Source organism: Candidatus Microthrix parvicella Bio17-1, from assembly GCF_000299415.1.
Taxonomy (GTDB): domain Bacteria; phylum Actinomycetota; class Acidimicrobiia; order Acidimicrobiales; family Microtrichaceae; genus Microthrix; species Microthrix parvicella.
In genome coordinates, this window is the sequence record NZ_AMPG01000001.1 from 672,028 (window position 1) to 697,903 (window position 25,876).

Genomic DNA, 25,876 nt, shown 5'->3' on the forward strand with positions numbered 1-25,876 from the left:
CGCTGTGTCCGTGAGAGTCTGGCAACAATCCGTCGACCCGCGTGCGCTGCCGGGCACCTGTTGGAGCCGATCCGAGGGGACACTCGATGACCAAACCCGTGGTTGACACGGATGACGATCTGGACACCAGGGCCCGCAATCGGTCGTTGTGGTCTCAGGTCAATGCCGACTTCACCGATACCGACGCGCAACAGATGTGGACGCGGTCGGGCGTCTCCTGGGGCCTGTTTCGACAACCCGAGGGCTCACTGCAACTGCTGGGGGATCTCACTGGCTCCGACGTCCTCGAGATCGGGTGCGGCACCGCGTACCTCTCGGCCTGGCTGACCCGAGCAGGCGCACGGGTGGTCGCGCTCGACCTGAGCCCGGAGCAGCTCGTGACCGCCCAACGCTGCCAAGACCGGTTCGGGCCCCACTTTCCCCTTGTCGAGGGCGACGGGGCCACCCTCCCCTTCCGAAACGGTTCGTTCGATCTTGTATTGAGCGAGTATGGAGCCAGTCCCTGGTGTGACCCGGCCAGGTGGCCGCTCGAGGCGGCCCGAGTGCTGCGACCCGGTGGGCGGCTGGTGTTTCTCACCAATTCCGTTCTCGCAGCCATGTGCGTTCCGGCCGAAGGTGGTCCTGCCGGCACCACGCTGCTACGCGGCGCGACCGACGTGAACCCGGTGAGTTGGCCTGGGGGAGGCGTCGAGTACCACCCAGGCCACGGCGAATGGATTCGCCGACTCGCCGAAGCCGGACTTGTGGTGGATGCACTGCACGAATTGGAACCACCCGACAAGGGACCCGACCACGAGTACTACGAGATCGTGACGCGGCGTTGGTCGGAGCGCTGGCCGGCCGAGGACGTGTGGGTGGCACATCGCCCGAGAGTCGTGCGCTCGCGCTGACCGGGGTATAACTTCCGCACGAGCGAAATGGAGCCCAGATGACCAACACGAACACCCACGCCCCGATCGACTTCCTGTTGATCGAGTTCCCGCTCGCAGCGGACGCCTCTTCGATGGCTGCGGCACTCTCAGACCTGGTCGACCAGGGCACGATCGTTCTCTTTGACATCGCGCTGGTGTACAAGGCCGGCGAGGCAGACTTCGGCCGACGGGACCTGACCGCGGACACCACACTTGCGGCGTTCGTCGGAGCCCAGTCCGGACTCTTCGACGACGAAGACATCAGCCAGGCCATCGGCGCCATGGAAGCCGGCACGCAGGCGCTGATGGTGGCGTACGAGAACTCATGGGCCATTCCATTCGTGGCTGCTGCGCTCGACGCCGACGGTCAGGTCATCGCGGGCGGACGCATCCCGGCATCGGTGGTCAACGAAGCGCTCGACGCAACAGAATCCCAGTCCTGACGAATCCCCACCCCGACGAGAGGACCACAACATGCCAGGACTACTCAGAGGTATCGTCCGAACAGCGGCCGTAGCCGGAACCGCCACCGCTGTGAGCGGTCGGGTGCAGCGCCGCCAGGCCGAGCGCTTCGCCGGTCGCGACGCAAACATCTACGCAGAACGTGAGCAGGCTTACGAGCAGCAGACCGCTCCCCCGCAGGCCTCCGCCGCGCCGGGCCCCGCTCCATCGAGTGAGCCCGACACGCTTGATCAGTTGCAGAGGCTCGGCGACCTCAAAGAACAAGGGATCCTCACCGAAGCAGAGTTCTCTGCACAGAAAGCCAAGATCCTCGGCCTCTAATCAGGCCGGCGGTTGGCTTCCGTCTGAGCGCGATCTTCATCACCGGCCGATCGCCGGTTGATCGCGCTTGCCAAGAAACCACCTCCCCTGTGTCGTTTCACCCCAACTGGGTGACGGCACGGCTCCGTCAAATTCGTAAGTTGCCCTGAGCGCCCATGACGAGTGGCGCCTCCGTGTTCCCACAGCTACGAAGGGCAAGGCTATGAACGATGTCTCCGAGGAAGAGCTAGGGCCGATCGACTACGTGGTTGTGGAGTTTCCAGCCGGTACGTCCAACTTCAGCGGGGCGATGGCCGCCGAGCTCGCGGCCCTCGCTGAAGCAGAACTCATCCGGGTGCTCGACCTGATGATTCTCACGAAGGACCAGGACGGCAACATCGAGGTGCTCGAGGTTGAAGACCTCGACGGGACCGGTGAGCTTGGTTCGATCGAGGCGGATCTCGCGGAGATCCTCGCCTTCGAAGACGTGGAAAACCTCGCTGCAGCGATGGAACCCGGATCAACGGCTGGTGTGCTCATTTGGGAGAACACCTGGGCGGCGCCCTTCGCAGTGGCCGCTCGGCAGTCGGGCGGACAACTGATCGCCAGCGGACGCATCCCGACCCAGGCGCTGATCGCCTCATTCGAAAACGATGACAACGAAGGAGCTGAGTGACATGCCACTACGACCCGCACGACGCAGACGACGAGGTGTGATCGGCGCTCCAGTAGCGCGAACCGCCGCAACCGTAGGGACCGCAGCCGTGGTCGCCCGAGGCGTACGACGCCGCGGTGACCGGCGTGAGGACCGTCGCCTCGGCCGACGCTGACATCCGCGTCGGCTCACGTCACAAAGCAAGCGACAAGATAAAGAACACCAACGAGCACGGGACTTCCAGAGCAAAGGTGGCCTCATGCTGAGACCAATGAGGTCAGTGATTGTGGCGTCGTACTATGCGCCGGCGCCTCATTCGTTTACCGATGTTTCTGCCGGCGCGTCCACACCCACGCCCGTGGCCGGGCTCGTTTAGCTCCGGTTTCCGTCGTCAGCGGCGTCTTGCGTTGTGCAGATGACCGACCACGAAATCCTCCACTCTGGGCGATGCCCGGGACCTGGCACATCCTTACTCTGAGCCTGTGCAGCCCGTTGGAATTATCGACGTCTGCTCTGCCAATCAGTCGAGGTGCCCGGTGTCATCGCATGCCGTCTCCCTCGGTTTCCAACCATCGAGAGGAATTCCACCATGTCCAACAAACCCGTCACCGTTGCGGTCGCCACCTATGCCAACAAGGCACTCGCCGAGCAGGACTTTGATGCCCTTCACGGCGTAAAGCACGAGGGCCAGATCGACCACCTTGCGGTCGCTGTCGTCCGGAAGGACGCCGACGGCAAGCTCAGCATCGATCGGCACAACACGAGCGCCAAGCATGCGGCTTGGGGCACCGGAGTGCTGGGCGGCGCGCTCGCCGTCATTTCCGCACCCTTGGGAATCGTGTTCCTTGGCCCCCTCGCCGCCACGTCCGCCGTGTGGGCGGGCGTGGGTGGTTTTGCCGGCCACTTCTGGAACAACATCCCCAAGGATGAGGTCCGCAAGATGGGCGACCTGCTCGAGAGCGGTGATGCCGGTCTTGTCATCGTTGCCGTTAACCCGCAGGGTGTCGATATCGCCGGTCTCCTGACCAACGCTGCGAGCGTTGTCAGCTCGACAGGTATTGGCGATGCCGACGGCGCGCTCGACCAGGCCTTCGAGACCGCCGAGGCGTAACTCCCGCGGTCGAACCCCTACCGGCTTCATCAGTGATTACGGTTGAAGCCGGTAGGTGGTGCCGCCCAGTTTCCGGCGCAGAATACGAACAAGGTCGGCGTTCCGCTCGGGTATATCTGGAGCCAGGCCAACAAGGAGTGCAAGCGAGTGCCCAAGGTCGGTGTTCAGCGGGCTCACTCTCGACGCTGGCTGCTCAGGCGGGCCGGTCGGTGCGAGTGTTCGAAGCCCGACCCTACCTCGGTGGTCGGATTCGATCCGGCGAGGTGCCCGGTGGTCACGCCGACCTGGGCCCCACCTGGTTCAGGCACGGGGAGCAACGGCTCTCCCGCCTGGTGCCGACCTCTATCCTTCGGTCGCAAGAACCGCAACGTCGATGCCGGTGTGGATGGGCGGTGTCACCAAGGCCGTCGCCGTCTATGTCGTCAACTGGGGTCAGGAAGCGTTCACCACGCCAACACGGTTGGTCCCAGCCCCCGCTACGACCTCTTCGGCGCTCCCCACCTGGAGGGAGCGGCTGCTCTACATCGGCACGCCGCGGCAAAGCGCACCGTCGAATCGCAGAGTGCCGGGAAGATTTCCGCGTCGGGAGTCTCTCTCGATTCGAGGCGGAAGACGCTGATCCATCCGTCGAAAAGTTTCGTGGCGCTCGCGCCCGATGGTGACGGACGCCGGGGAGGTCTCGCTTTCGGACGTCGCCCACTCCGAACGGAGCATCTGCTGTGCGATGACCGCCGTAGGTCCTCAGTTCGCCACGCTGCGGCCCCTGAACCTCAAGGGCGGAAATGAGCACGTCGGGCGGGCCAGGGGCTCGAACAATCTCAAAGCAGTCCCTGTTCACGTGGTGACCTGAGATCCTGACGTAGCGGATCCCTCCCGGGATACCACCGGGCACCACTCCCTCGAAGGCGTGGCACACGTACCCGTAGTCATTCGACATCGAATGGAGACAGTGAGCGTCGACCACCATGTCGTGCGCCAGGCAGGACTGCGGCAGGTAGTCATCGACCTGGGTGTTCTGGACGGCAGCAGACCGTGGGCCCGAGAGAACGCATGGAGCAAATCGGGCGCCGGCGTGTTGCGTGCCACCTGCAACTCGCCCGCTCTGGCGATCTGAGATGAACAGAAATCAGATCGTGGTGCTCGGAGAAGCCGGGCGCATTCCGGCACTGTCCCGCAACCGTGGGTCCGCGGTTCAACAAGTGTGGCCGCCGTACGCGATCGACGGCCGGCCCGAAGCACCTCATCAAGGGAGAGCTCGGCATTTCCTTACATTGCCCCTTGTGTCATGCCATTAGGGCTGGCATGATGAAGAGATCATTCGGCAGTGTTATGCCGGGAATTCCGGTGATTGCCTCAGGGGATTGGAAATACATCATGAAGTCGCAATATCGCCATCTCGGAATTGGGGTGACGACCTTGGTTGTCGCCGTCGCCCTCCTGGTCGCCGGTTGCGGGTGCTCCCCCGCTCCCGTCAAGCCCAAGGCCGAGGGGTCGGGATGCAGCGGCCTCAAGAGCACCATCCCCGCAGGCACCTGGTACGGCGGCGTCAAGAGTGCATCCACCACCAAGACCATCTCCTTCGATGTCGTCTGCCTCTTCAACGGGCCCAATGCTGTTGCGGCCGCCATCGAGGACGGCAAGGACCCCATTGACGCCCAAGACTTTTACATCCGCAACCAGTCTGCCGTAGGCCGAAACGTTCCGGTGTGCAGCAACGCAAAGGCCTACGCCCCCAAGTACCTCAACGGTGACGGTTACAAGCAACTCACCATCAGCAACTATCTGAAGCAGGTGAAGGGCACCTTGAACGATCCCTCCATCTACTCCTACAGCGGTCTGACCAAAATGACGGTTCGATCGAGCGGAGCCTGCGCCAGCGTGCTGACCCAGGTGTACACGCCATAGCGCTCGGGACGTTTGGTGGTTCTCCTGATGTTTGTGTGGGTGTTCAGGCGGCCTGAACTTGGGTCGGGTGGGGGCCGGGGACTGGGTGCGATGAACTGCGGCAGCTGGGACCGTTGGACCTGGGAGATCCAACGGTCGAGAAGCCACCTTGAGTCATCAAAGCTGAGCGTGTGGTCAGCAGAGTCGCCCGAAGCGCTTCTTTGAATTGGTAGGCACGCCAGATCCCCCGCCCGAACCGTTTGATGTCGGTGAGTTGGGTGGCGTGGTTGTCTGTGAGGTTCTCAAGGGTGACCGCTGCGCAGTCTTTCGCGCCCCAGATGACATCACCGGTGCCGTGATCGACAACCAACGTCAGATATTTGTGGTCGCGTTTCCAGGAGATCTCATCGACACCGATGTGGACGAGCCCCTCGATGCGTGAGAGGTCCGGTGTCGGTGATAGGCCGCAGACGTCGAGGTGCCGCCGGCGTGATGGTTTGGGGCGGTGTCAGACAGGCCAAGAAGACGGTTGAATGCTGTGGTGACGCGGGAGTGATCTCCGTTCGATGACGGTCCTAGAACAACCCTGATTCCGCTCCAGTCACAACCGACCGATGAAGCCCGCGTCTCACCGCCCTTCGGGCCGCTCGCTCCAACAGATCCGCCGTTCCTCAGCCTGAAATCAGGCTCACACGAACTTCAGGAGCTTCGGTTTGATCAGCCGGTGAATGCGACCGGCAGCGGGGCGGCGATCGGCACTCCGTCTTCAACGGATGCCGGTGCGTTGTCGGTGGACGACGGCGCGTCGTCGGACGACGATGGCGCATCGTTTGAGGACGACGGTGCGTCGTCGGCGGACGACGGTGCGTCGTCGTCAGACGACGGCGCAGTCGAGGAGGGCGGTGCTTCTGCACAGTCGGCGTTCCCGACCGTGAAAGCACCACCGACGACGGGATCCCCGTTGATGGCGAAGTCTCCGGCAGAGAGTCCGCTGGGAGCGTCCTTAGTGACGGTGGCGCCTGCTCCCACAACAAAGGTGGAACCGGCGACGGTAACCACGACGTCACGGGTGCCCTCGTTGGTGACCGTGTTGGTGACCGTCACGGATCCGGGTCCGGTGTCACCAGAGCACGCCGGGGTGTATTCGACCGTGTATTTGGAGGGCGGGCTCAAGCACGAGGGAATGCTCACTGGAATTTCCGCTGGGGTTGCGCCGTCGACTCGGATGGAATCCTGAAGACCGTTGCCTAAGGCGGCTTCGGGGAACTCGATGTAATCCAAGCCGCCAGCGGGGACGGACAAAGTGCTCCCAAGTGCAGAAACCTCGATCGTGGCTGCACTGTTGTTCTTTATCACCAACGTGTAGATCGACAGTTCGTTGATGGATGGGCAGGTGCCGGAGATATTGAGCGTGTAGGCGGGCGGATCTGCGGCGCCGGCAGCATTCGGCATGACCAGTGCCACGAAACTGCACAACACCGCTGTGACCGCCAAAGGGATCCATCGACTTCGGCTTGCAATGCGGTTCATGTATCTGCCTCCGGTGGCCTCGCCCCAGTGGAGGGCTCGCTCGTTGCCACGCTAACAACTGGGACCGACCCCGACAATTTTTCGGGTAGCGAATGGACCTGCCCTTTGCCGCTCGATCTCGCCATAGTTGGTTTTCGGGGTAGACCTGGATGTTCCATCAACCGACGGAGGACAGACGATGGGCGACCGCAACTTGAATGACGAGGGACCAAACCCGTTCGTCACGAACATCGAGGCCGACACGCTGGCCAACGACAACTACCGCACGACCCGCTGGACCGGGTCCAACATCCAGCTCACGCTGATGAGCATTGAGCCGGGCCGAGACATCGGCCTCGAGGTCCACGAACACGGCGACCAGTTTCTGCGGGTCGAAGCCGGACGGGCACGGGTGCAGATGGGCCCGTCCGAAGATGACCTGAACTTCGACCGCGAGGTTGGCGACGACTGGGCGATCTTCGTGCCGGCGGGGTCGTGGCACAACATCACCAACATCGGTGACGACCCGCTCAAGGTCTATGCGATCTACGGACCACCCGAGCACCCCCACGGCACCGACCACGCAACGAAGGCCGAGGCCGACGCGGACGAGCACCACCACCACTGAGCCCAACCGAGATCCCCGCTGTGCGCCTTGGGGGTTCATCAGCCGACCGCGGGTACCGTGCTGCTCGGCTGAAACGAGGAGGCTGAGATGAGCGGGAACCGGCGAACGGCGACACGGCGCGCGGTTGGTTTGCTGTTGGCGACGGTGCTCCTCGGCGCCTGTTCCTCCGGTGAGGGCGACGAGGCCGCTTCGGCCGACAGCGGGGCCGCCTCGACGACGGCCGTCGCCTCCGCCCCGACATGCGAGCAAGGCGCCACGACCGACGACATCGAGGTCGAGGCAGTGGCCAAGCCCGCCTACGACCGGGTGATCACCTCGTTCGACGACACGAAGATTCGAGTGCACTGGTTTCCTGCGCCGGGCGCAGCGGACAAGCCGGCACCAACCGTGCTGATGGGCCCGGGGTGGTCGCTGGCCGGAGCCACCCAGGACAGCGACATCGAGCTGTTCGGGGCGCTCAGCATCGGGTCGCTCAACGACGACGCCTACAACGTGCTCACGTGGGACCCGCGCGGCTTCGGCAAGTCGGGCGGGGTCGCCTCGGTGAACGACCCGAAGCGCGAGGGACGCGACGTGCAGATCCTGCTCGACTGGGTGGCCGAACAGCCCGAGGCGGAGCTCGACGCAACGGGTGATCCCCGGAGCGGCATGATCGGAGCCTCCTACGGCGGCGGCATCCAGCTGACGGTGGCCAGCATCGACTGCCGAGTAGACGCCCTGGTGCCCAACATGGCCTGGCACTCCCTCAAGACCAGCCTGTATCCCAACAAGATCGTCAAGGAGGGCTGGGCGGGCAAGCTGGTGAGCATCGGCGGCGACAACCTCGACCCACACATCACCAGCGCAGCGAAGTCGGGGCTGAACGGTGGCACCCTGAGCGACGAGGACTACCAGTGGTTCCTCGATCGGGGTCCCGGCGACCAGGTGTCCAACATCGGGGTCCCCACGTTGTTGCTGGCGGGAACGGTGGACACGCTCTTCGCCCTGCAGGAGTCGGTTGCCAACTACGAGAGCCTGTCTGCGGCCGGCACCCCGGTGCACCTGATGTGGTACTGCGGCGGCCATGGCGTCTGCCTCACCAGCGACGGCAACACCGACCGGGTGACCGAAGCAACGACCGCATGGCTTGCCCGCTACCTGAAGGACGACACCTCGGTCGACCTGGGCAGCCCGGTGGAGGTCGTCGACCAGAACGACCAGCACTGGTTGGGCGACGACTACCCCACCGCTGACCAGCCCGGCTCGGGGACGGTCACCGGTAACTCCGACGGCTCGACGTTGAAGCTGACCGCCGACAGCCAATCCGGGCCGCTCCCAGACGGTGCGGGAAAGGGCCTGCTCGGCGGGCTCGTCACGACGATCACCCCGTATCCCGTGGCGGCCGACCAGGCGGTTGAGGCCAAGGTGACCGCCAAGGGCGACGTGCTGGTCGTGGGTGCCCCCAAGCTGACGATGACCTACTCGGGCACCACCCCGGGCGAGGCCTCCACCCACGTGTTTGCGCAGCTGGTCGACCCGGAAACCAACACGGTGGTCGGCAACCAGATCACCCCGGTGCCAGTGACCCTGGACGGCGAGGAGCACACCGCCGAGGTCGATCTGGAGATCATCGCCCAGCACATGTTGGCCAAGTCGTCGCTCACATTGCAGGTGGTGGCCTCGACGGGTGCCTATGCCAAGCCCGAACTCGGCGGCGAGATCGACGTGTCCTCACTGAACGTGTCGCTTCCCACGACCACGGAACTCACCGAGGCGTAGCGGTCCAGCCGGTTACGGACCGCTAATCGAAGCAGCCCACCTCTTGGGGGCCGCCATCGAAGCCAACGGATATCGACGTCTCCGACGACGTCAACGGGCACTCCGAGTACAAGCCGAACGTCACGCTGCTTTGAGGCTCGTCCTTCGCACAGCTTGCGCTCTGGCCGGATCATCTCGTGAGCGATCCGGATTGTACCGCCGTGCTCGTCTACGCGTTGGCTCCCGTTGGACCGACGAGCACGACTTGAGGGCTCGACCAGCCCCGGCCAACCACCGTCCGGTCGAGCTCGGCGTTACCCATCACTTGAGCCCGGAGTCTTGCGTCCTCGGTGAGCAGTCGATGTCCACCGATGATCGAAGCCGCAACGATCCACTTGTCGTTGTGTGACAACTTTCCGCTGGTGCACGCCGAGAGACGGCCGAAGCACTCTGCATCAACTTCGGACGGCCCCGGCGTTCGACCGAGCCGTTGCAGTACGAACTCGAGCGTCTGCCTGCGCTGATCGGTGCTCGCTGCGCCAACTGCTTCGGCCCGAGCGACCCCCTCTTCGAGCTCGGCCAGCGTGGCGATGTGGATCAGCGGAGTCGCTCCGGTCGAGCGGACAGCGTCGCTGACCCCAGGAGTCTTCCGTTCAAGCCAGCCGAGCACGGCCGACGTGTCGAGCATCAACGCCACAGGGCGTCTCGGTCGGACTGCGCAGCAACGTCGTCGTCCTTGGCCTCGAACAGTTCGTCGTACATCCCGGTGTCGACAGCGGGCAACCGGTCGGCGTCTGCGAGAAGCCGTTCGATCTCCTCGACCGGCTCGGGCACCCGTAGCTCTGCCACCCTGGCACCGCGCCGCGTGATGAAGACCTGGTGCCCGGAGTCAAGGGCATCAAGGAGCGAGTTCGTGTTGTTGCGAAGTTCACGCATCCCAAACTCTTTGACGGCCATATTCCAAAATGTAGCACCAAGGATACGCAGGTGCTACCACTGTCACGACCCGAACAGTTGGCCAACTGGTGGGTTCCAAGTGGCGAGCCATGTCGCCAGCCGAGAAGTCGGCACGCGACGATGGCCTTGGACGCGATCGAACTCCCCTGGGTTCTCGGCAGTTCAATGGCCACAGGCCAAATGGGTCGATACCCGACGGCTCAAGGATTCAGGTCCAGTCGTTCGATCCGGCGCTCCTGAACGGCGTAGATGAACGGACCTGGCTCCTGGCACGCCGCTGCAATCGCATCCAGGTGAGTCAGATAGCGCTCCACCATCTGTGCGGCGGTCAGATCCTGGCGTGTGATGCAGAAGCATCGGACACCGAAGGCTTGAACTGCTTCGCGCTCCACCGCTCGGCCTCGAATGCGTGCATCCTTCATGAGCTCAGCCCAGCCCTCGGTGCCTGCCAGCTCCAGCCAGTCGACATCGGACACATCTTCGTCCGAAGGAATTCCGTAGTGCTCTGCGAGCGTGACGAGACGCAAACCGGAGTCTCGCAACAGCCGCGGAACCTGGATCCTCCCAAGGCTTCGATCAAGGAAGAGGTCAGGCAGCCCGTCGGGATGCGACACGCAGGGCGTCCTCAAGATCGTCAATCGGGACGCCGAAGTCTTCCGAGAGGTCGGGCAGCGACTCGCCCGCTTGGAAGCGATCGATCACATCGCTGACTTTGGCCCCTCCGCTGACGAAAACGGGCTGGCCGAAGGACCGCTCGGGGTCGACCACCACTTGTCGGTGTTGATATCCGGGCAGATGGAGGAGACGTGCGTACCCATCGTCCCCGTAGTCGATTCGTTGCAGATAGTCGCTGACGGTTTCGGTGAAGACTCGTTGGCCATTGCGAAGAACAACCAGGTCCCGCGCAGCCGTTGTTGCTTCAGCCGCCTCGTTGCTCTGCTGGGCGAAGTCGAACAGCACCTCGGCACCGTCGGAGTACAACCGCTGGCTCGCCAAGGCGTGCTCAATGCCAAGATGATCCTGCAGCGCGAGCAGCGCCGGACGGATCCGCTGCATCGGAACACCGGTCTTCCGAATCGCTGCCAACACCATGCCCTCGGCCAAGGTGATGAACGGCACAGAGGCTCCGTCTGCGCTGGTTGGCGTCGAGAGCACCGGCGCGCTGCTGACTGGCTGCCGGCCGAGAGCATGACGGACGTACCCCTTCGCCCAGCTTGAGAAGGTCGTGTTGGCCACGCCCAAGAACCGCGCTGCCTCAGCCACCGAGTAGAGCGGGACGTCGAAGCGGAGATCACTGTCGACAACAGACATATCGAACCTCCTCAGGTAGCCAATCCTGCCCAGCCGCAGGGCCTTCAGATTATCCCCGAGGGTCCGCAACCGACTCGGTGAGGCGTTGCAGCGAGGCGAGCGCTGGCGGACCCAGCTGGGTTGCCCGCCGGGGTGACCAGCCGTTGCGACCGTGAGGCTGCCGCTGGCCCGCCAAATGGCCCAGCCCCGGGCTCGACGCCAGGTCGCCTTGTCCGCAGCCAGCGGGTAGGCCGCTCGGAAGTGTTCGATTGCTTCGTGATCGGGAAGGAGTATCCAGCAGGCGGCCAGGTCGAAGGCCGGATCGCCAGCGCACAGGTCGCCGAAGTCGACCATGCCACAGAGGTCTCCGTCCGAGGTGAGCACGTTGGCTGGGTGCAGGTCCCCGTGGAGCCACAGCGACTGCCCAGCCCAGCGGGGTGCGGCCACGGCGTCGTCCCAGATCGCACGGATGACGTGTGGATCGGGGGGTCGGCTTCTGCTCGGTCGTCGCGATTGCAGCGCACGCGTCGGTCACCGCCTTGAACATGAACTGCTGCGCGGCCCCTTTTCACGGCGTGCGCCAGGGGTCCGCCTCTCACGCGGTCTTCTGGTGCCTCGGCGGGGGCCGGCCGGTGCATGGCGGTCAGGAACGTGGCCAGCGCATCGGCAGCCGGAATACTGCTCGTGACCGGCGCAATGTCGGCGGGCATTTCCGAAACCCACGTGGTGACGATCCACGGGTGGGGGTATCGCTGCGATGGCTGACCGAGCCGTAGCGGTACGGGGACCGGAAGGGGCAACACCGGGGCGAGGACGGGAAGCCAGGTGTGCTCGTTGAGCAGTTGCGAATCTGCACTGTTGGTCTGCCGGGGGATCCGGACGACGAGGTCGTCGCCGAGTCTCCACATCTGGTTGGACCAGCCGCGGGCACCGAGTTCAAGAGGTAGGTCAGCCAAATCGGGATGCTGATCCCGCAGCAGATCTCGGACGAGGTCGGCAGTCAGCTCGATCTTGGCCTTCTTGCGGAACCGATCGAGAATGGCCACGCCCGAGAACGCCAACCGAGCGACGAGTGCGGGCCTGTCGTCACCCAGGGAAGCTCAGTCGTGCCAGGCAGAGTGCGGGCAAGGGCGTCGACAGTCTCGGCCTGACCGCTGGCCGATCACGCTGTTCGGCGTCGGACCTCGTCGGCGAAGGCCGGCACCCCGGCTCTATCGAGTGCGTCGAGGACCTGCGACAGCGTCTTCGGGGCTCGCCGGTTGGCCGACGCCTGTCGATTGAGTTCTCCGATGACCACCCCAGGTGCGAGGTCAAGCAGGTCGAGGAGGAAGGTGTCGGGGTGTACAACCTCGAGAGCAAACGGCTCGACGCTGTGGTTTGGAAAGTCGCTGGTGTTGAAGGTGACGATCGCTCCGGCGTTGGCTCTCACCGCGGCGGCGAGAACGTGACGGTCTTTGGGGTCGCAAGCGGAGCAAGCTGTCGCGTAGATGCGCTGGGTAGAGGACGCAGGTGTCGAGCACCACCGCGAACGTCACGATGGCTCAGCGGGTGCGTTTGGGAGTTGCGGTGCTCTCATAGAGATCGGCTTCATCGGCGATCCCGACCATGCGATCGAGTGCGGCGCGCCGCTCGTTCGATGCCCGCTCGCGATACGCGAGAACATCGGCGAGGCGGACCCGGCGATGACGGCCGGGCTGTTCGAAGGGAATTTCACCCGACTCGAGGAGCTTCACGACCGTGGGACGGCTGACGCCCAAAAGATCAGCCGCCTGCTGTGTGGTGAGTCGCTGGTGCACGGGAACGACCGTCACCGCTTGGCCCTGGGCCATCGCGTCGACCAAATCGCGCAGCACCTCGAAGACCTCCGGCGGAAGCACCAAGTGCTCACCATTGGGGCCCGACAAGGTTGTGATCGGCTCCGCGCCGAGGCTGCCAAGCATCGCCGCTAGCGCCTCCAACGGCTCAGCGGGCGGCAGCACGGTTCGTTCAATCGTTGGGGTCGCCATCTCGGATCTCCTCGTCAACCTCACAAAAGGGTATGACGAATTCGAAAGAATCGCAACCCGCGAGCCCGTCTCATTGGGTGAGCCACCGGCGGCCAAGACCTGGCAACTCGGCACTTTTCGGCGTACTCAGGCGACACTTTGACGGACGGCCGCAGAGTTCGGCCATCAGATACGCCCCCTACCCCTCCTAATCGTGCTGTAATCGTGTTGAACGTGTTGAACCTCAACTGCATCGTCGCTACTGTGAGCGTATGAGCGACCGCAGAACGTTGAAGGGCTTCATCAGCTACGCCGAACGCGACACCAAGTTGGTGACGTCGTTCGTCGAACTGATGAAGGAGCGTCTCGCGATTCTGAGCGAGTGCAGCATCGATGCATGGTGGGCGCGTCAACACCTGCTGATTGGCCATGAATGGAGCGATGAGATCGACGTTGCCATGCAGGATGCGGACTTCGGGCTCTTCTTGGTGAGCCCGGCGTTTCTTGGGAGCGAGTTCATCGGTGACGTCGAGCTGGCGCACTTCCTGGAACGCTCCGATGCCCTGCTGTTCCCGGTTGGACTCAAGACCGTCAACCTCCAGACCAGCAACATGAAGGGGTTGGCCGAGAAGCAGCTCTTTCGCTACCGCAAGGACGGCGAACCGGGCGGTCGCTGGTTCAACACCACCAATGGCGCCAACCAAGACAGGTTCTGCGATCAGCTCGTCGACGAGATGCTGCAGCGGTTCCGCCAGGAAGGCTTGCTCGATGTCTAACCATCGGCCCAACGAGGCCTTGCCCCAACTCTCCGCCGGAGATGCGGCAGCCAAGATCCGTCGCCTGCTCCAACGAACCGAGCACCAAACAACTCGGCGACGGCTCGAAGCGTTGCTCGCAGCAGTCGAGGCGGTGGCACCCGACGCCGACACGCTCGACTACGTCGCCGTTCGCTTCGCCACGGTCGGCGACGGCCCAAGCGCTGCCGACTCGTTTCGAACCTTTCGCTCGAACTTCAGCGAAGCGTCAAATCAGCTCGGCACCCCGATGACACTCGAAGTCGACGGCAACAAGAAGCAAGGCGCCGAAGGGCGCCGCTGCTGGTTCACTGGCCAGTCGCAGCGTGGCATCGAGCTATCGAACACCTCCGCCGCGCTCACCCGCTCCGTTGACGAGGAGTCGCTGGTCAGCGCCGATGCGTTACCCCAAGATGCCGTCGAGGACGTCGCCCGGACTGCCGAGAAGGAGGTCACGGTCTGGATCCACCTCGAGCATGATCCCAACACCACCGCAACGGCAGAGAAGCTTGAGGAATTGCTCGAGCCATGGCTCTCCATGCACGACCAACTGGCCAAGCTCGGCATCGGGGTCCGGATCAGCAACAGCCACCTTCTTGCCGGGCAGAGCAGCAAGCAACTCAACGACCGTCGCCAACAGGCTGTCGTGATCGTTCCGCTCCTGACGCCCAAATGGGTCGCCGACCATCGGGAAACACATTGGCCTGCGGCCGCACAACTCGTACCGGTCTGCGTGACGGCCATGAGGACCAAGATTGAGAACGGAAAGATCCTTCTAGCCGACAACGCTCCCATGCAGGTGTTTCAGGGTGGCAAGCCTTGGCCCAATCGGGCCGGAGGCAACGAGACGTTCACAGAGGAACTGGCAGACCAGTTGGTCGCTCGGGTCAAGGAGAGCTACCAACAACTCCAGCGTCAGGGCATGGCCCGACGGGTCGAGCTTGACGACGTCACCACTGTGGACCACGAGGCGGTTCAGATCGGGCTGACTGATGCCAGCAGCAGATCGCTGGGCAACGCCACACCTCGCCATGATCGAACTGAAGCCGTTCATGTGGTCGACCATCTGGAGGCGTGGGCGGCTGCGTCGGAGGGCAAGCCGTATGCCGTGCTGCTTGGAGATTCGGGAAGTGGAAAGACGACCGCCGCCCAGGTGCTGAACAACCGCCTCAACGCCACCTATCGCAAGCACCTGGAACACCAGGGCGCCGATCGCGCCGATGCACGGCTTTCCATCTACCTCGACCTCCGCAAAGCCGATCTCGACGAACGCCAGTCACCGGAACTCGAAAGGCTCATCAACAACGTGATGGAACGCACCTGGGAAGAGGAAGCGGCACGGACCATCACCCCCGACGTCATCCTCGACCAGGTACGCAACCACGGCGCCGTGCTCATCTTCGATGGCCTTGACGAGGTGCTGGTGCGGGTTAACGAGCAGCGTGGCATGGAGTTCATCCAACAACTGTGGCGTGCGCTGCCCCCGGAGATGGTTAAGGACGACGACAGGAATACCGGCCGGTTGGTCATGACCTGCCGTACGCACTACTTCCCAACCCTCGACAGCGAGCGATCGTTTTTCGGTGGACAAGACCGGACGGACGGCGTGCCAACCATGTACGAGGCGCTACACCTCTTGCCGTTCAACGAGGCCCAGATCCGCGACTACCTCTCCCAGCACTTCCGCAAGCGGGACGAGCACCAACCAGGCCTTGGTCAGGTGGACGCAGCCATGACCATGCTTGCCGACGTTCACAATCTGCTTGAGCTCGCCGGACGGCCCTACAACCTGCGGTTGATCTCGCAACAACTCGGCAACCTCGAGAGCATCCGTGCGAGCGGCGCAACGGTCAGTCTGGCAACGCTCTACGACGGCTTCGTCCGCGACTGGTTGTCGCGAGACGACACCAAACACGTCCTGCGGCCCGACGACAAACGCACCCTCATGGAAGACCTCGCTGGAAAGCTGTGGCGCGATTCCACTCGCTCGATGTCCCACAAGGACCTCTCCAACTGGTTGATGACGCAGTTGAGCGAGAACACCGACCTGGGCCGCTGGTTTGCCGTCGAGCGGCCCCAATTTGAGCTCGCTGTTGAAGACCTGCGAACGGCAACCTTTTTGGTTCGTCCCGGTGCCGAACGCTTCGAGTTTGCCCACACCTCGCTGCTGGAGTTCTTCCTGGCGTCCTACCTGGTGCGGGCACTGATCGATGGCCGACCCGAGAGCTGGGCGATGCCGGTTCCCTCGGACGAAACGCTGGAGTTTGTCGCCAACCTACTCACCTCATTAAGGGGCGAATCCGATCGGGCAGTGCAGGCCGATTCCGCCAAATCGACTCTCCGAGAACTCGGGGACACGTACCGACGTCAGGCATCGGAGCTGGCGTTCCGCTATTGCGTCAAGACGCAAGGCACCGACGCCATCACGCGCCCGCTAGCGGGGTTCAACCTTGCAGGTGCGACGTTGCGACACTTGGAGCTGAGGAGTGAGCCCGACCAACCGCTGCTCAACCTGTCGGGGTGCAACCTCGCTGGCGCCGACCTGCGCGACGCCCGGCTGCACCGGGTACGCCTCGACGACGCTAGCTTCACCGGCACGCGAGTCAACCGGGCGGAACTTCATGGTTGTTCGTTGTTGCGGGCAGACTTCGATCAAGCCGACCTCATTGCCACCACGTTCCGGGACTGTCGACTCACCGAAATCAACCTGGCGGCGGCGACCGTCCATCGCACCAAGGTTCTGCAGTGCGATGCCTCAGGTGCAGCGTTGGGGCCACAGCGCCTTGGGGACGTGTTCGTCACCCCGGCCAGCGCCGCCAATCAAACGGACTCAACCGAGCTGGCCAGCAGCTCGCCCTCTGTCGTTGGCTTGTTTCCTGCCGGTCACTGCGAGACGGTGACGGGTGTGGCGTGTTCCGCTGAAGCTGGCCGCGTGATCACCGGCAGTGCCGATAGCACTGGCCGTGTATGGGATGGGACCACCGGCGAGGCCCTGCACACGCTGACCGATCACTCTAGCGAGATCTTGGATGTGGCGTGTTCCTCCGATGGTTCCCGGGTGGTCACGGGCAGCCGCGACGGCACGGCGCGCATCTGGGACGGCACCACCGGCGAGGTACTCCACACCCTCACCGGCCACACCGACTCGGTGGGCGGAGTGGCGTGTTCGGCCGACGGTTCCCGAGTGATCACAGGCAGCCACGACAACACGGCCCGCATCTGGGACGGCACCACCGGCGAGGTCTTGCACACCCTCACCGGCCACACCGACTCGGTGGGCGGAGTGGCATGTTCGTCTGATGGTTCCCGAGTGATCACAGGCAGCCACGACAACACGGCCCGCATCTGGGACGGCACCACCGGCGAGGTCTTGCACACCCTCACCGGCCACACCGACTCGGTGGGCGGAGTGGCATGTTCGTCTGATGGTTCCCGAGTGGTCACAGGCAGCCGCGACAACACGGCCCGTATCTGGGACGGCACCACCGGCGAGGTACTCCACACCCTCACCGGCCACACCGATTGGGTGGTCGGAGTGGCATGTTCGTCCAATGGCGATCGGGTGGTCACAGGCAGCCGCGACGACACCGCTCTCATCTGGGACGGCACCACCGGCGAGGTCTTGCACACCCTCACCCGGCACGGTGGCTGGGTGGGGGGTGTCGCGTGCTCATTCAATGGTGAGCGGGTGGTCACGGGCAGCCGCGACGGCACGGCACGCGTCTGGAATGCCGCTACTGGGGAGGTCATCTACGCCCTCACCGGCCGTAGGGAACCGGTAGAGGGCGTAGCGTCCTCCTCCAACGGCGACCGGGTGGTCACGGGCAGCCGCGACGGCACGGCACGCGTCTGGAATGGGACTACAGGCGAGGTCTTGCACACCCTCACCGGCCACACCGATTGGATCGTAGCTGTGGCATGTTCGTCCAATGGCGACCGGGTGGTCACAGGCAGCGATGACGGCACGGCACGCGTCTGGAATGCGGCTACTGGCGAGGTCTTGCACACCCTCACCGGCCACACCGATTGGGTGGTAGGAGTGGCATGTTCGTCCAATGGCGATCGGGTGGCGACCGTCAGCGGCGACGGCGTCACTCGCATTTGGCACGGGACTACCGGCGCGGTCTTGCACACCCTCACCGGTCAGGTCGGCTGGGTGGAAGCTGTGGCATGTTCGTCCGATGGTGGCCGGGTGGTCACGGGCAGCGACGACGGCACCACATGCATTTGGGACGGCACCACCGGCGAGGTCTTGCACGCGCTAACCAGTCACACCGACTCGGTGCTGGGTGTGGCGTGTTCGGCCGACGGTTCCCGAGTGATCATCGCCAGCGCCGACAACACGGCCCGTATCTGGGATGGAACCACCGGCGAGGTACTCCACACCCTCACCGGCCACACCGACTCGGTGTTGGGCGTGGCGTGTTCGGCCGACGGTTCCCGAGTGATCACCGCCAGCGCCGACAACACGGCCCGTATCTGGGACGGGACCACCGGCGCCGTGGGGCTGCAACTCCACTGCCTAGATGCTCGCTCTGCCGCCACCGTCGCCGGTTCAGGGCAGTTGGTCTGGGCCGACGGCGAGGCATGGCGTCACCTCGGCGTGTTGGTGACCAGCCCTGACGGAGAGCTGCTTCGGGTCCCCGCCGAGGTCTACGGTCCGCTCCCGGGTATCGGCCCCGGCCCCTTCGCGAAAGCCGCGACATCATGACGACGTTGCGACGCTGAGGCGCCCGGGATTGGCCACCCAAACCGGCCGAGGTGCCACGATAGGCACTCACGATTTGGGAGCATCGCCACACATGACCTCGGGTGACTCGAACGCAATCCAGAATCACGCCCAGTTCATCTGGTCGGTCGCCGACCTGCTGCGAGGCGACTACAAGCAGTCCGAGTACGGCAAGGTGATCCTGCCCCTCACCGTGCTGCGCCGGTTGGACTGCGTGCTGGAGCCCACCAAGCAGGCCGTGCTCGACCGAGCCAAGCAGATGGCCACCAAAAAAGTCGACAACCTCGACCCGATCCTCGAGAAGACGGCCGGGGAACAGTTCTACAACACCTCCCGGTTCGACTTCGCCACGTTGATCGCCGCCCCCGACGACCTGGCCGACAACCTCAAGCACTACATCGCCAGCTTCTCCGCTTCGGCCCGCGACGTGCTGGACAAGTTCGACGTCACCACCCAGATCGACCGGCTGGATCGCTCCAAGCTGCTCTACCTGGTGATGTCCAAGTTCGCCGAGATCGACCTCCACCCCGACCAGGTCTCCAACCTGGAGATGGGCTACCTGTACGAGGAGCTGATCCGACGCTTCTCCGAGCTGTCCAACGAGACGGCGGGCGAGCACTTCACCCCACGGGAGGTGATCCGCCTGATGGTCGACCTGTTGTTCATCGAGGACGACGATCAGCTGACCAAGCCGGGCGCCATCAAGACCATCTACGACGGGGCCTGTGGCACCGGCGGCATGTTGTCGGTGGCCGAGGATCGCCTGCGCGAGCTCAACCCCGCCGCCAGGCTGAAGGTGTACGGCCAGGAACTGAACGCCGAGACCTACGCCATCTGCCGCTCCGACATGATGCTGAAGGGCCAGGACGCCTCCAACATCGCCTACGGCAACAGCTTCTCCGAGGACGGACATCCCGGCCTCAAGGTGGACTACTCCATCCAGAACCCGCCCTTCGGTGTGGAGTGGAAGAAGGTGGCCGACGCCGTCAAAGACGAACACAACGATCGGGGTCTCGCCGGTCGCTTCGGCGCCGGCCTGCCCCGCATCAACGACGGCAGCTTCCTGTTCCTCCAGAACTCCATCTCCAAGATGAAGCCGGTGGCAGAGGGCGGCTCGCGGGTGGCCATCGTGTTCAACGGCTCGCCGTTGTTCACCGGTGCGGCCGGATCGGGCGAGTCCGAGATCCGCCGCTGGATCATCGAGAACGACTGGCTGGAGGCCGTGGTCGCCCTCCCCGACCAGCTGTTCTACAACACCGGCATCTCCACCTACTTCTGGATCGTCACCAACCGGAAGTCACCCAAACGCCGGGGCAAGGTGCAGCTGGTGGATGCCCGCAACTGCTTCGTGAAGATGCGCAAGAGCCTGGGCGAGAAGCGTAAGCAGGTCAGCGACGGCCAGATCGCCGACATCGTCCGTGCCTACGGCGACTTCACTGAGGTCGATGGTGGCGACGCCGCCGACACCGACCCCAAGCCCAGCGTCAAGATCTTCCCCAACGAAGCGTTCGGCTTCCTGCGCATCACCGTGGAGCGGCCCCTTCGCTTGCGATGGGAGGTGACCGACGAGGGCGTCGAGGCGCTGCGGGCCGACAAGAAGTTCGCCAAGCTCACCGAGGACGACCAGAACTCGATCATCGCCGACCTGGGCCACAGCATCGGCACCCATGCCACCGACGACGCTCTGCGCGACCTGGCCAAGACGGCGCTTAGACGGGCCGATATCAAGGGCAAGCCCTACGAGAACGCCATCGTCGACGCATTCGCCATCCGCGACCCCGACGCCGACCCGGTGACCGACAACAAGGGCAACGTTCAGCCCGACCCCGACCTGCGCGACAACGAAAACGTGCCGCTCCCCGCAGTACAGGTCACCTACGAGGCCGACGTCGACGCCCGGCTTGAGACCATCGAATACCGCACCGCCATCGACGACTACATGACCGCCGAGGTGCACCCCTACGTGCCAGACGCCTGGGTCGATCACGACAAGACCAAGATCGGCTATGAGATACCGCTGACCCGGCACTTCTACACCTACACACCACCCCGCCCGCTCGACGAGATCGACGCCGAAATCAAACAACTCGAAGCCGAAATCCAGAACCTGCTCGCCGAGGTGACCGAGTGAGCCGCCCATTTGGATACGGACACACGCCAGATGGCTGGGAACCGGCGAAGCTCCGTTCGGTCCTGACGCGGAGAAAGCGGACAGGCCAGGTAGGGCTTCCGTTGCTCTCGGTGAACCTCCCGGAAGGTGTGGTGATGCGACGAACGGGAGACGGACGCGCGGCGCCGTCAACGGACCTGTCCGCATACCAAGAAGTCAGGCCTGGCGACCTTGTGATGAACCAGCTTGGCAAGCCGCACGGCGCACTTGGCGTCTCGGGCTTCCACGGGATCATTAGCCCCGCATACTTCATCGCTGAACTCAGCGACCGCATCCATCCACGCTTCGCACACCACCTTCTTCGAACGAGGCTCTACATCAGCGAATACGAACGACGAGGAAAGTTCATGCCTCCCTCGCAGTTCGATATCAGCTGGGATCAGTTTCGGGAGATTGATCTCGCTCTGCCGCCACCTGAGGTACAGCGAGCGATTGCCGACTACCTCGACGCCGAGACCGCCCGTATCGACGCCCTCATCACCAAGAAGCGCCGCATGATTGACCTCCTCGGCGAACAGGTCGACGCTCAGGTCTTCGCCGCAGTGAGCGGCAGCCTCACGGCCGGTTCTACGCCACGCAAGCACACGCAGATCCCGTGGCTGGACACTATTCCGAGCCACTGGGGTAGCCCGTGGCTTGGCGCAAACCACACGACGCAGTTGGGCAAGATGCTCAGCGCCTCTGTGGCATCTGGCCCAGAGCAGTATCCGTACGTGAAGAATACCAATGTCCAATGGGACCGGTTCGATCTCACCGACCTTCCGACCATGACGTTCGATGCGAGCGATCGGGTCCGCTGCAACCTGGATGAGGGAGACCTTCTGGTATGCGAAGGCGGAGAGGTGGGCCGTGCGGCCGTCTGGCCTGGAGCCCCGAAAGACGTCTTCTTCCAGAAGGCGATTCACCGGGTCCGACCGGTCAGTGAGGCCGAGCCCAGGTACACGATGTACTGCCTCTGGGCAGCAGCGAACATGAACGTCTTCGCAGTCGAAGGAAATCAAGCAACCATCGTTCACCTGACCGGAGAGAAACTGCGCGAGCATCGCTTCCCATGGCCCCCACTCGCCGAACAGCGGGAGATCGTGCGACACCTGGATCAATCACGCGCAAAGGTCGAAGGCATGGTTGAACGGTTGACCAAGCAAATCGACCTGCTTGCTGAGCGGCGGCAGGCGTTGATCACCGCTGCCGTGACCGGCGAGCTGGAGATCCCGGGAGTGGCGGCATGAGCAACGTGGACGAGGCAGCGTTTGAGCAGTTCATCTGCGACTGGCTGGTGGGGTCGGGCGGCTACGACGCCGTGAAGATCGGCAATCCGAAGGAACCGCAGCAGGACTTCGATGTGGTCCGAGCGCTGGACACGTTCGAGTTGTTCCAGTTCATCGATGCCACCCAGCGACCTGAATGGGACAAGTTGGTCACGCTCTACGGCGGCGACATCACCAAAGCCCAGAAGGGCCTCGCCGACCGGGTGGCTCAGGAGCAAGACAAGCGAGGCACCGTGGATGTGCTGCGTCACGGCGTGGTCGACCTGGGCCAGACGATCAAGCTGGCGTTCTTCCGGCCGGCATCGGGTCTGTCGCCGGAGCTGATCGAGCGCTACGGCAAGAACCGGCTGACCGTCACCCGGCAGCTCCCCTACGAGGCCGGCTCCACCAAGACGCTGGACCTCTGCCTGTTCGTCAATGGGGTGCCGGTGGCGACCGCGGAGTTGAAGAACCATCTGACCGGGCAGACCGTGGCGCAGGCCGTCGAGCAGTACCGCACCGATCGGGATCCCAAGAACACGCTGCTGAAGCGGGCGGTGGTGCACTTTGCCGTCGACACCGAGCAGGCGGCGATGACCACGCGCCTGGCGGGCAAGGCGACCCGGTTCCTTCCGTTCAACCGGGGCCACGACCTGGGTGCGGGCAATCCGCCCAACCCGGACGGGCACCGCACCGCCTACCTGTGGGAACGGGTGTGGCAGCGCGACGCGTGGCTGGACCTGCTGAACCGCTTCGTCCACGTGGAGCCCACACCAAAGGGCTCGAAGAAGCAGGCGCAGCTGACGATCTTCCCCCGCTTCCATCAGTGGGATGCGGTGCTGGCCATGACGGCCGCCGCCCGCAGCAACGGCGCCGGTGACGACTACCTTGTTCAGCACTCGGCCGGGTCGGGCAAGAGCAACACGATCGCCTGGCTGGCGCACCGGCTGTCGTCGCTGCACAACGACGCCGACGAGAAGGTGTTCGACAAGGTGGTGGTGATCACCGACCGGCGGGTGCTCGACAAGCAGCTGCAGGACACCGTTCACCAGTTTGAGCACGTGCACGGCGTGGTGCAGCGCATCGACGAGGACTCCACCCAGCTGGCCGAGGCGCTGACCGGCCAGCAGGCCCGCATCATCATCACGACGCTGCAGAAGTTCCCCTACGTCACCGAGAAGATCGACTCGCTCCCCGACCGCACGTATGCGGTGATCGTGGACGAGGCCCACAGCAGCCAGACCGGCGAGTCGGCCACCAAGCTGAAAGAGGTGCTGGGTTCGGCGGACGGCGCCGCGGCGCCGGACGAGCTGACCGACCCGGCCGAGGATGCGCTTGCCGCTGCCGTGGCCGCCCGGGGCAAGCAGCCCAACCTGTCGTTCTTTGCGTTCACCGCCACACCGAAGGCCCGCACGCTGGAGCTGTTCGGCCGATTGGATCGCGGCACTGGGCGGCACGTGCCGTTTCACCTGTACTCGATGCGTCAGGCGATCGAGGAGGGGTTCATCCTCGACGTGCTGGCCAGCTACGTCACCTACAAGACCTACTGGAACATCGAGAACACCACGCCGGACGACCCCGACTTCGACCCGGGCAAAGCCCGCGCGGCGATCGCCAAGTTTGTGGCGTTGCACGAGCACACGCTGGCCCAGAAGGCCGAGGTGATCGTCGAGCACTTCCGGGAGAACGTCGCCCATCGCATCGGGGGCATGGCCAAGGCGATGGTGGTGACGTCGTCGCGGGAGCACGCCGCCCGTTATGTGCTGGCGCTGCGCAAGTACGTGAACGACAAGGGCTACACCGACGTCGGGGTGCTGGTGGCGTTCTCGGGCACGTTGGATCTGGACGGTGGCACCGAGACCGAGTCGTCGATGAACGGCTTCCCCGACAGCCAGACCCCCGCCGAGTTCGACGGCGGCGAGTGGCAGATCCTGGTGGTGGCCGAGAAGTACCAGACCGGGTTCGACCAGCCGAAGCTGTATGCGATGTACGTCGACAAGCCGCTGAACGGCCTGGCCGCCGTGCAGACGCTGTCGCGTCTCAACCGCACCTACGACCGCGACGGGATCCGCAAGGACGGCACGTTCGTGCTGGACTTTCGCAACGACGCCGACGACATCCGGGCGGCGTTCGAGCCCTGGTACGGCGAGACGGTGGCGCCGCCGACCGACCCCAACCTGCTCTACGACACCCGCCATGCGCTGGACGAGTTTGGGGTGCTGTGGCCAGAAGAGATCGAACGGACCGTCGACCTGCTGCTGGCCAAGGGCGCCACGGTGACCCAGCGGGTCCACGCAGCGCTGGCGCCGGCGATCGACCGGTTTCTCTACGACCTCGAGGAGGACGAACAGGAGCGGTTCCGCGACGACCTGGGCCGCTTCGTGCGCACCTACGCGTTTCTGTCGCAGGTGGTGGCGTTCACCGACATCAAGCTGGAACGCGACTATCTGTACTGCAAGGCCCTCGCTGCGTTCGTGAAGGCCGACGGCTCGGTGGCGGTGCACCCCGACGTGGAGCTGACCCACCTGAAGCTGGAGCAGACCTTCGAGGGGTCGGTCACCCTGGACGGCACCGTCGGCGAGGTGGTGTCGATCTTCGGTGGCACCGGCAAGATGCACGAGCCCGAACCCGAGCCGCTGTCCAACATCATCGCCATGCTGAACGAGCGCTTCGGCACCAGCTGGGACCCCAAGGATCGGGTGTTCTACGACACGGTCGCCGAGAAGCTGATCGAGCGCAGCGACATCCAACAGCAGGCGTCAGCCAACAGCCCCGAGAACTTCGGGCTGATCCTGGCCAAAGAGTTCCAGTCGGGCGTGCTCGACCAGCTGGGCACCTCCGAGGACATGGCGCTGGCCTACATCGACAACACCGAGCTGCAGGGCGAGGTGCTGAAGGCGTACCTGCCGTTCATCCAGGGGAAGGCGAAGGTTGCGCACCAGGAGCACTGCGACGTGACCGAGCTACTGGGACCCGACCGGGAGTCGGCGAGCCTGGAATACAAGGCCACGCTGCGCACCCATCAGGACTCGGGCGGGACGTTCAAGCCGCTTGAGGGCGCCTCGCTGAAGACGATCGCCGCGTTCATGAACGGTCACGAGGGCGGCACCCTGCTGATCGGCGTATCCGACGACGGCACCGTCCACGGGCTGGACAGCGACTACGCCAACCATTCCAAACAAGGCCAGGACCAGCGGGACTGGTTTCAGCAGCACCTGTCCAACATCATCTCGACGTCGATGGGCGACGCTGCGGTCACCAACGTGCGGGCGCAGATGCACCACGTGGATGGCCACGACATCTGCCGGGTGCAGGTGGACCCCTCGGGGTTCCCCGTCGACGCCACCGTGATCAAGCAGAAGCCCGGTGGCCCCAAAGAGAAGGTCACCGAGTTCTACGTGCGAGGACTCAACGGCACCAAAGCCCTCGACGTGGTGGAGAAGCAGAAGTACATCGCCCAACGCTGGCCCGGCACCCCTGAAGCCTCCTGATGTGAGGGTCGAGGCG

General features: G+C 64.2%; 23 protein-coding genes and 1 pseudogene. 16 read left to right on the forward strand and 8 right to left on the reverse strand.

Features of this window, described 5'->3' with window-relative positions:
- Window positions 1–86: 86 nt before the first annotated feature.
- From MPARV_RS0103270 to MPARV_RS25880, 9 genes are all read left to right on the forward strand, one after another.
- On the forward strand, window positions 87–890 hold the full coding sequence (locus MPARV_RS0103270) for a class I SAM-dependent methyltransferase (protein ID WP_020377228.1): 804 nt from the start codon (window positions 87–89) through the stop codon (window positions 888–890).
- A gap of 38 nt (window positions 891–928) precedes the next feature.
- Window positions 929–1,354 (forward strand): DUF6325 family protein, encoded by a 426-nt coding sequence (locus tag MPARV_RS0103275; RefSeq protein WP_012225809.1) that lies wholly within the window; start codon window positions 929–931, stop codon window positions 1,352–1,354.
- Between the two features lie 31 nt (window positions 1,355–1,385).
- Window positions 1,386–1,694: an SHOCT domain-containing protein gene (locus MPARV_RS0103280; RefSeq protein WP_012225807.1), complete on the forward strand. Its 309-nt coding sequence runs from the start codon at window positions 1,386–1,388 to the stop codon at window positions 1,692–1,694.
- A 202-nt stretch (window positions 1,695–1,896) separates the two neighbouring features.
- Complete coding sequence (locus MPARV_RS0103285) at window positions 1,897–2,349, forward strand: DUF6325 family protein (protein ID WP_020377230.1); 453 nt, start codon at window positions 1,897–1,899, stop codon at window positions 2,347–2,349.
- 568 nt (window positions 2,350–2,917) lie between these two features.
- Window positions 2,918–3,439 (forward strand): hypothetical protein, encoded by a 522-nt coding sequence (locus MPARV_RS0103295; protein ID WP_012225804.1) that lies wholly within the window; start codon window positions 2,918–2,920, stop codon window positions 3,437–3,439.
- A gap of 137 nt (window positions 3,440–3,576) precedes the next feature.
- The gene (locus MPARV_RS25960; RefSeq protein WP_420886214.1) at window positions 3,577–4,101 is read left to right on the forward strand and encodes an FAD-dependent oxidoreductase; all 525 of its coding nucleotides are present in this window, start codon (window positions 3,577–3,579) and stop codon (window positions 4,099–4,101) included.
- Window positions 4,102–4,388: 287 nt separating this feature from the next.
- Window positions 4,389–4,553 (forward strand): hypothetical protein, encoded by a 165-nt coding sequence (locus MPARV_RS24505; RefSeq protein ID WP_157789435.1) that lies wholly within the window; start codon window positions 4,389–4,391, stop codon window positions 4,551–4,553.
- A 293-nt stretch (window positions 4,554–4,846) separates the two neighbouring features.
- A complete protein-coding gene (locus MPARV_RS0103310) occupies window positions 4,847–5,344 on the forward strand; it encodes a hypothetical protein (RefSeq protein WP_020377232.1) in 498 nt (165 codons plus the stop codon).
- A 262-nt stretch (window positions 5,345–5,606) separates the two neighbouring features.
- Complete coding sequence (locus tag MPARV_RS25880) at window positions 5,607–5,765, forward strand: hypothetical protein (RefSeq protein ID WP_155852388.1); 159 nt, start codon at window positions 5,607–5,609, stop codon at window positions 5,763–5,765.
- A 275-nt stretch (window positions 5,766–6,040) separates the two neighbouring features.
- Here MPARV_RS25880 and MPARV_RS0103320 read toward each other — a convergent pair whose 3' ends face one another.
- Entirely contained in the window at window positions 6,041–6,853 is an 813-nt protein-coding gene (locus tag MPARV_RS0103320) for a hypothetical protein (protein ID WP_157789436.1), read from the reverse strand.
- A gap of 178 nt (window positions 6,854–7,031) precedes the next feature.
- Here MPARV_RS0103320 and MPARV_RS0103325 point away from each other — a divergent pair, with 178 nt between their 5' ends.
- Both MPARV_RS0103325 and MPARV_RS0103330 read left to right on the forward strand, forming a co-directional pair.
- Window positions 7,032–7,460: a cupin domain-containing protein gene (locus MPARV_RS0103325; RefSeq protein ID WP_012225788.1), complete on the forward strand. Its 429-nt coding sequence runs from the start codon at window positions 7,032–7,034 to the stop codon at window positions 7,458–7,460.
- A gap of 87 nt (window positions 7,461–7,547) precedes the next feature.
- Window positions 7,548–9,218 (forward strand): CocE/NonD family hydrolase, encoded by a 1,671-nt coding sequence (locus tag MPARV_RS0103330; RefSeq protein ID WP_051011875.1) that lies wholly within the window; start codon window positions 7,548–7,550, stop codon window positions 9,216–9,218.
- Between the two features lie 208 nt (window positions 9,219–9,426).
- On the opposite strand, the gene MPARV_RS0103335 is transcribed toward MPARV_RS0103330, so the two are convergent.
- From MPARV_RS0103335 to MPARV_RS0103360, 7 genes and pseudogenes are all read right to left on the reverse strand, one after another.
- Entirely contained in the window at window positions 9,427–9,885 is a 459-nt protein-coding gene (locus MPARV_RS0103335; RefSeq protein WP_157789437.1) for a type II toxin-antitoxin system VapC family toxin, read from the reverse strand.
- Window positions 9,885–10,154 carry a type II toxin-antitoxin system Phd/YefM family antitoxin gene (locus MPARV_RS0103340; protein ID WP_012225785.1) on the reverse strand — a complete coding sequence of 90 codons (270 nt, stop codon included), beginning with the start codon at window positions 10,152–10,154 and terminating at the stop codon, window positions 9,885–9,887. Before MPARV_RS0103340 ends, MPARV_RS0103335 begins: the two co-directional genes overlap by 1 nt.
- A 200-nt stretch (window positions 10,155–10,354) precedes the next feature.
- A complete protein-coding gene (locus MPARV_RS24265; RefSeq protein WP_020377237.1) occupies window positions 10,355–10,768 on the reverse strand; it encodes a PIN-like domain-containing protein in 414 nt (137 codons plus the stop codon).
- Window positions 10,743–11,465 carry a DUF433 domain-containing protein gene (locus MPARV_RS25965; protein ID WP_031277155.1) on the reverse strand — a complete coding sequence of 241 codons (723 nt, stop codon included), beginning with the start codon at window positions 11,463–11,465 and terminating at the stop codon, window positions 10,743–10,745. Before MPARV_RS25965 ends, MPARV_RS24265 begins: the two co-directional genes overlap by 26 nt.
- 49 nt (window positions 11,466–11,514) lie before the next feature.
- Window positions 11,515–12,454, reverse strand: a pseudogene (locus MPARV_RS25970) (phosphotransferase).
- A gap of 152 nt (window positions 12,455–12,606) precedes the next feature.
- A complete protein-coding gene (locus MPARV_RS0103355) occupies window positions 12,607–12,873 on the reverse strand; it encodes a VapC50 family PIN domain-containing toxin (RefSeq protein WP_020377239.1) in 267 nt (88 codons plus the stop codon).
- A gap of 112 nt (window positions 12,874–12,985) precedes the next feature.
- Window positions 12,986–13,450, reverse strand: coding sequence for a helix-turn-helix domain-containing protein (locus MPARV_RS0103360; RefSeq protein ID WP_020377240.1), 465 nt, complete (start codon window positions 13,448–13,450; stop codon window positions 12,986–12,988).
- Window positions 13,451–13,701: 251 nt separating this feature from the next.
- Here MPARV_RS0103360 and MPARV_RS22140 point away from each other — a divergent pair, with 251 nt between their 5' ends.
- The 5 genes from MPARV_RS22140 to MPARV_RS0103385 all read left to right on the forward strand — a co-directional run bounded on the left by MPARV_RS22140 (window position 13,702) and on the right by MPARV_RS0103385 (window position 25,860).
- Window positions 13,702–14,205 carry a toll/interleukin-1 receptor domain-containing protein gene (locus tag MPARV_RS22140; protein ID WP_020377241.1) on the forward strand — a complete coding sequence of 168 codons (504 nt, stop codon included), beginning with the start codon at window positions 13,702–13,704 and terminating at the stop codon, window positions 14,203–14,205.
- The gene (locus MPARV_RS22145) at window positions 14,198–18,934 is read left to right on the forward strand and encodes a pentapeptide repeat-containing protein (RefSeq protein WP_172636548.1); all 4,737 of its coding nucleotides are present in this window, start codon (window positions 14,198–14,200) and stop codon (window positions 18,932–18,934) included. Before MPARV_RS22140 ends, MPARV_RS22145 begins: the two co-directional genes overlap by 8 nt.
- A 91-nt stretch (window positions 18,935–19,025) precedes the next feature.
- Window positions 19,026–21,083, forward strand: coding sequence for a type I restriction-modification system subunit M (locus tag MPARV_RS0103375; protein ID WP_020377243.1), 2,058 nt, complete (start codon window positions 19,026–19,028; stop codon window positions 21,081–21,083).
- 110 nt (window positions 21,084–21,193) lie between these two features.
- Window positions 21,194–22,351: a restriction endonuclease subunit S gene (locus tag MPARV_RS0103380; protein WP_157789438.1), complete on the forward strand. Its 1,158-nt coding sequence runs from the start codon at window positions 21,194–21,196 to the stop codon at window positions 22,349–22,351.
- Window positions 22,348–25,860: a type I restriction endonuclease gene (locus MPARV_RS0103385; protein ID WP_020377245.1), complete on the forward strand. Its 3,513-nt coding sequence runs from the start codon at window positions 22,348–22,350 to the stop codon at window positions 25,858–25,860. Before MPARV_RS0103380 ends, MPARV_RS0103385 begins: the two co-directional genes overlap by 4 nt.
- Window positions 25,861–25,876 lie beyond the last annotated feature (16 nt).

Bases quoted from the DNA above. Each gene is read 5' to 3' on its own strand.
- MPARV_RS0103280 (WP_012225807.1), top strand. From the start codon at position 1,386: ATGCCAGGACTACTCAGAGGTATCGTCCGAACAGCGGCCGTAGCCGGA.
- MPARV_RS22145 (WP_172636548.1), top strand. From the start codon at position 14,198: ATGTCTAACCATCGGCCCAACGAGGCCTTGCCCCAACTCTCCGCCGGA.
- MPARV_RS0103375 (WP_020377243.1), top strand. From the start codon at position 19,026: ATGACCTCGGGTGACTCGAACGCAATCCAGAATCACGCCCAGTTCATC.
- MPARV_RS0103270 (WP_020377228.1), top strand. From the start codon at position 87: ATGACCAAACCCGTGGTTGACACGGATGACGATCTGGACACCAGGGCC.
- MPARV_RS25965 (WP_031277155.1), bottom strand. From the start codon at position 11,465: ATGTCTGTTGTCGACAGTGATCTCCGCTTCGACGTCCCGCTCTACTCG.
- MPARV_RS0103275 (WP_012225809.1), top strand. From the start codon at position 929: ATGACCAACACGAACACCCACGCCCCGATCGACTTCCTGTTGATCGAG.
- MPARV_RS22140 (WP_020377241.1), top strand. From the start codon at position 13,702: ATGAGCGACCGCAGAACGTTGAAGGGCTTCATCAGCTACGCCGAACGC.
- MPARV_RS0103335 (WP_157789437.1), bottom strand. From the start codon at position 9,885: ATGCTCGACACGTCGGCCGTGCTCGGCTGGCTTGAACGGAAGACTCCT.
- MPARV_RS0103285 (WP_020377230.1), top strand. From the start codon at position 1,897: ATGAACGATGTCTCCGAGGAAGAGCTAGGGCCGATCGACTACGTGGTT.
- MPARV_RS0103325 (WP_012225788.1), top strand. From the start codon at position 7,032: ATGGGCGACCGCAACTTGAATGACGAGGGACCAAACCCGTTCGTCACG.
- MPARV_RS0103385 (WP_020377245.1), top strand. From the start codon at position 22,348: ATGAGCAACGTGGACGAGGCAGCGTTTGAGCAGTTCATCTGCGACTGG.
- MPARV_RS0103340 (WP_012225785.1), bottom strand. From the start codon at position 10,154: ATGGCCGTCAAAGAGTTTGGGATGCGTGAACTTCGCAACAACACGAAC.
- MPARV_RS0103320 (WP_157789436.1), bottom strand. From the start codon at position 6,853: ATGAACCGCATTGCAAGCCGAAGTCGATGGATCCCTTTGGCGGTCACA.
- MPARV_RS0103330 (WP_051011875.1), top strand. From the start codon at position 7,548: ATGAGCGGGAACCGGCGAACGGCGACACGGCGCGCGGTTGGTTTGCTG.
- MPARV_RS0103360 (WP_020377240.1), bottom strand. From the start codon at position 13,450: ATGGCGACCCCAACGATTGAACGAACCGTGCTGCCGCCCGCTGAGCCG.
- MPARV_RS0103295 (WP_012225804.1), top strand. From the start codon at position 2,918: ATGTCCAACAAACCCGTCACCGTTGCGGTCGCCACCTATGCCAACAAG.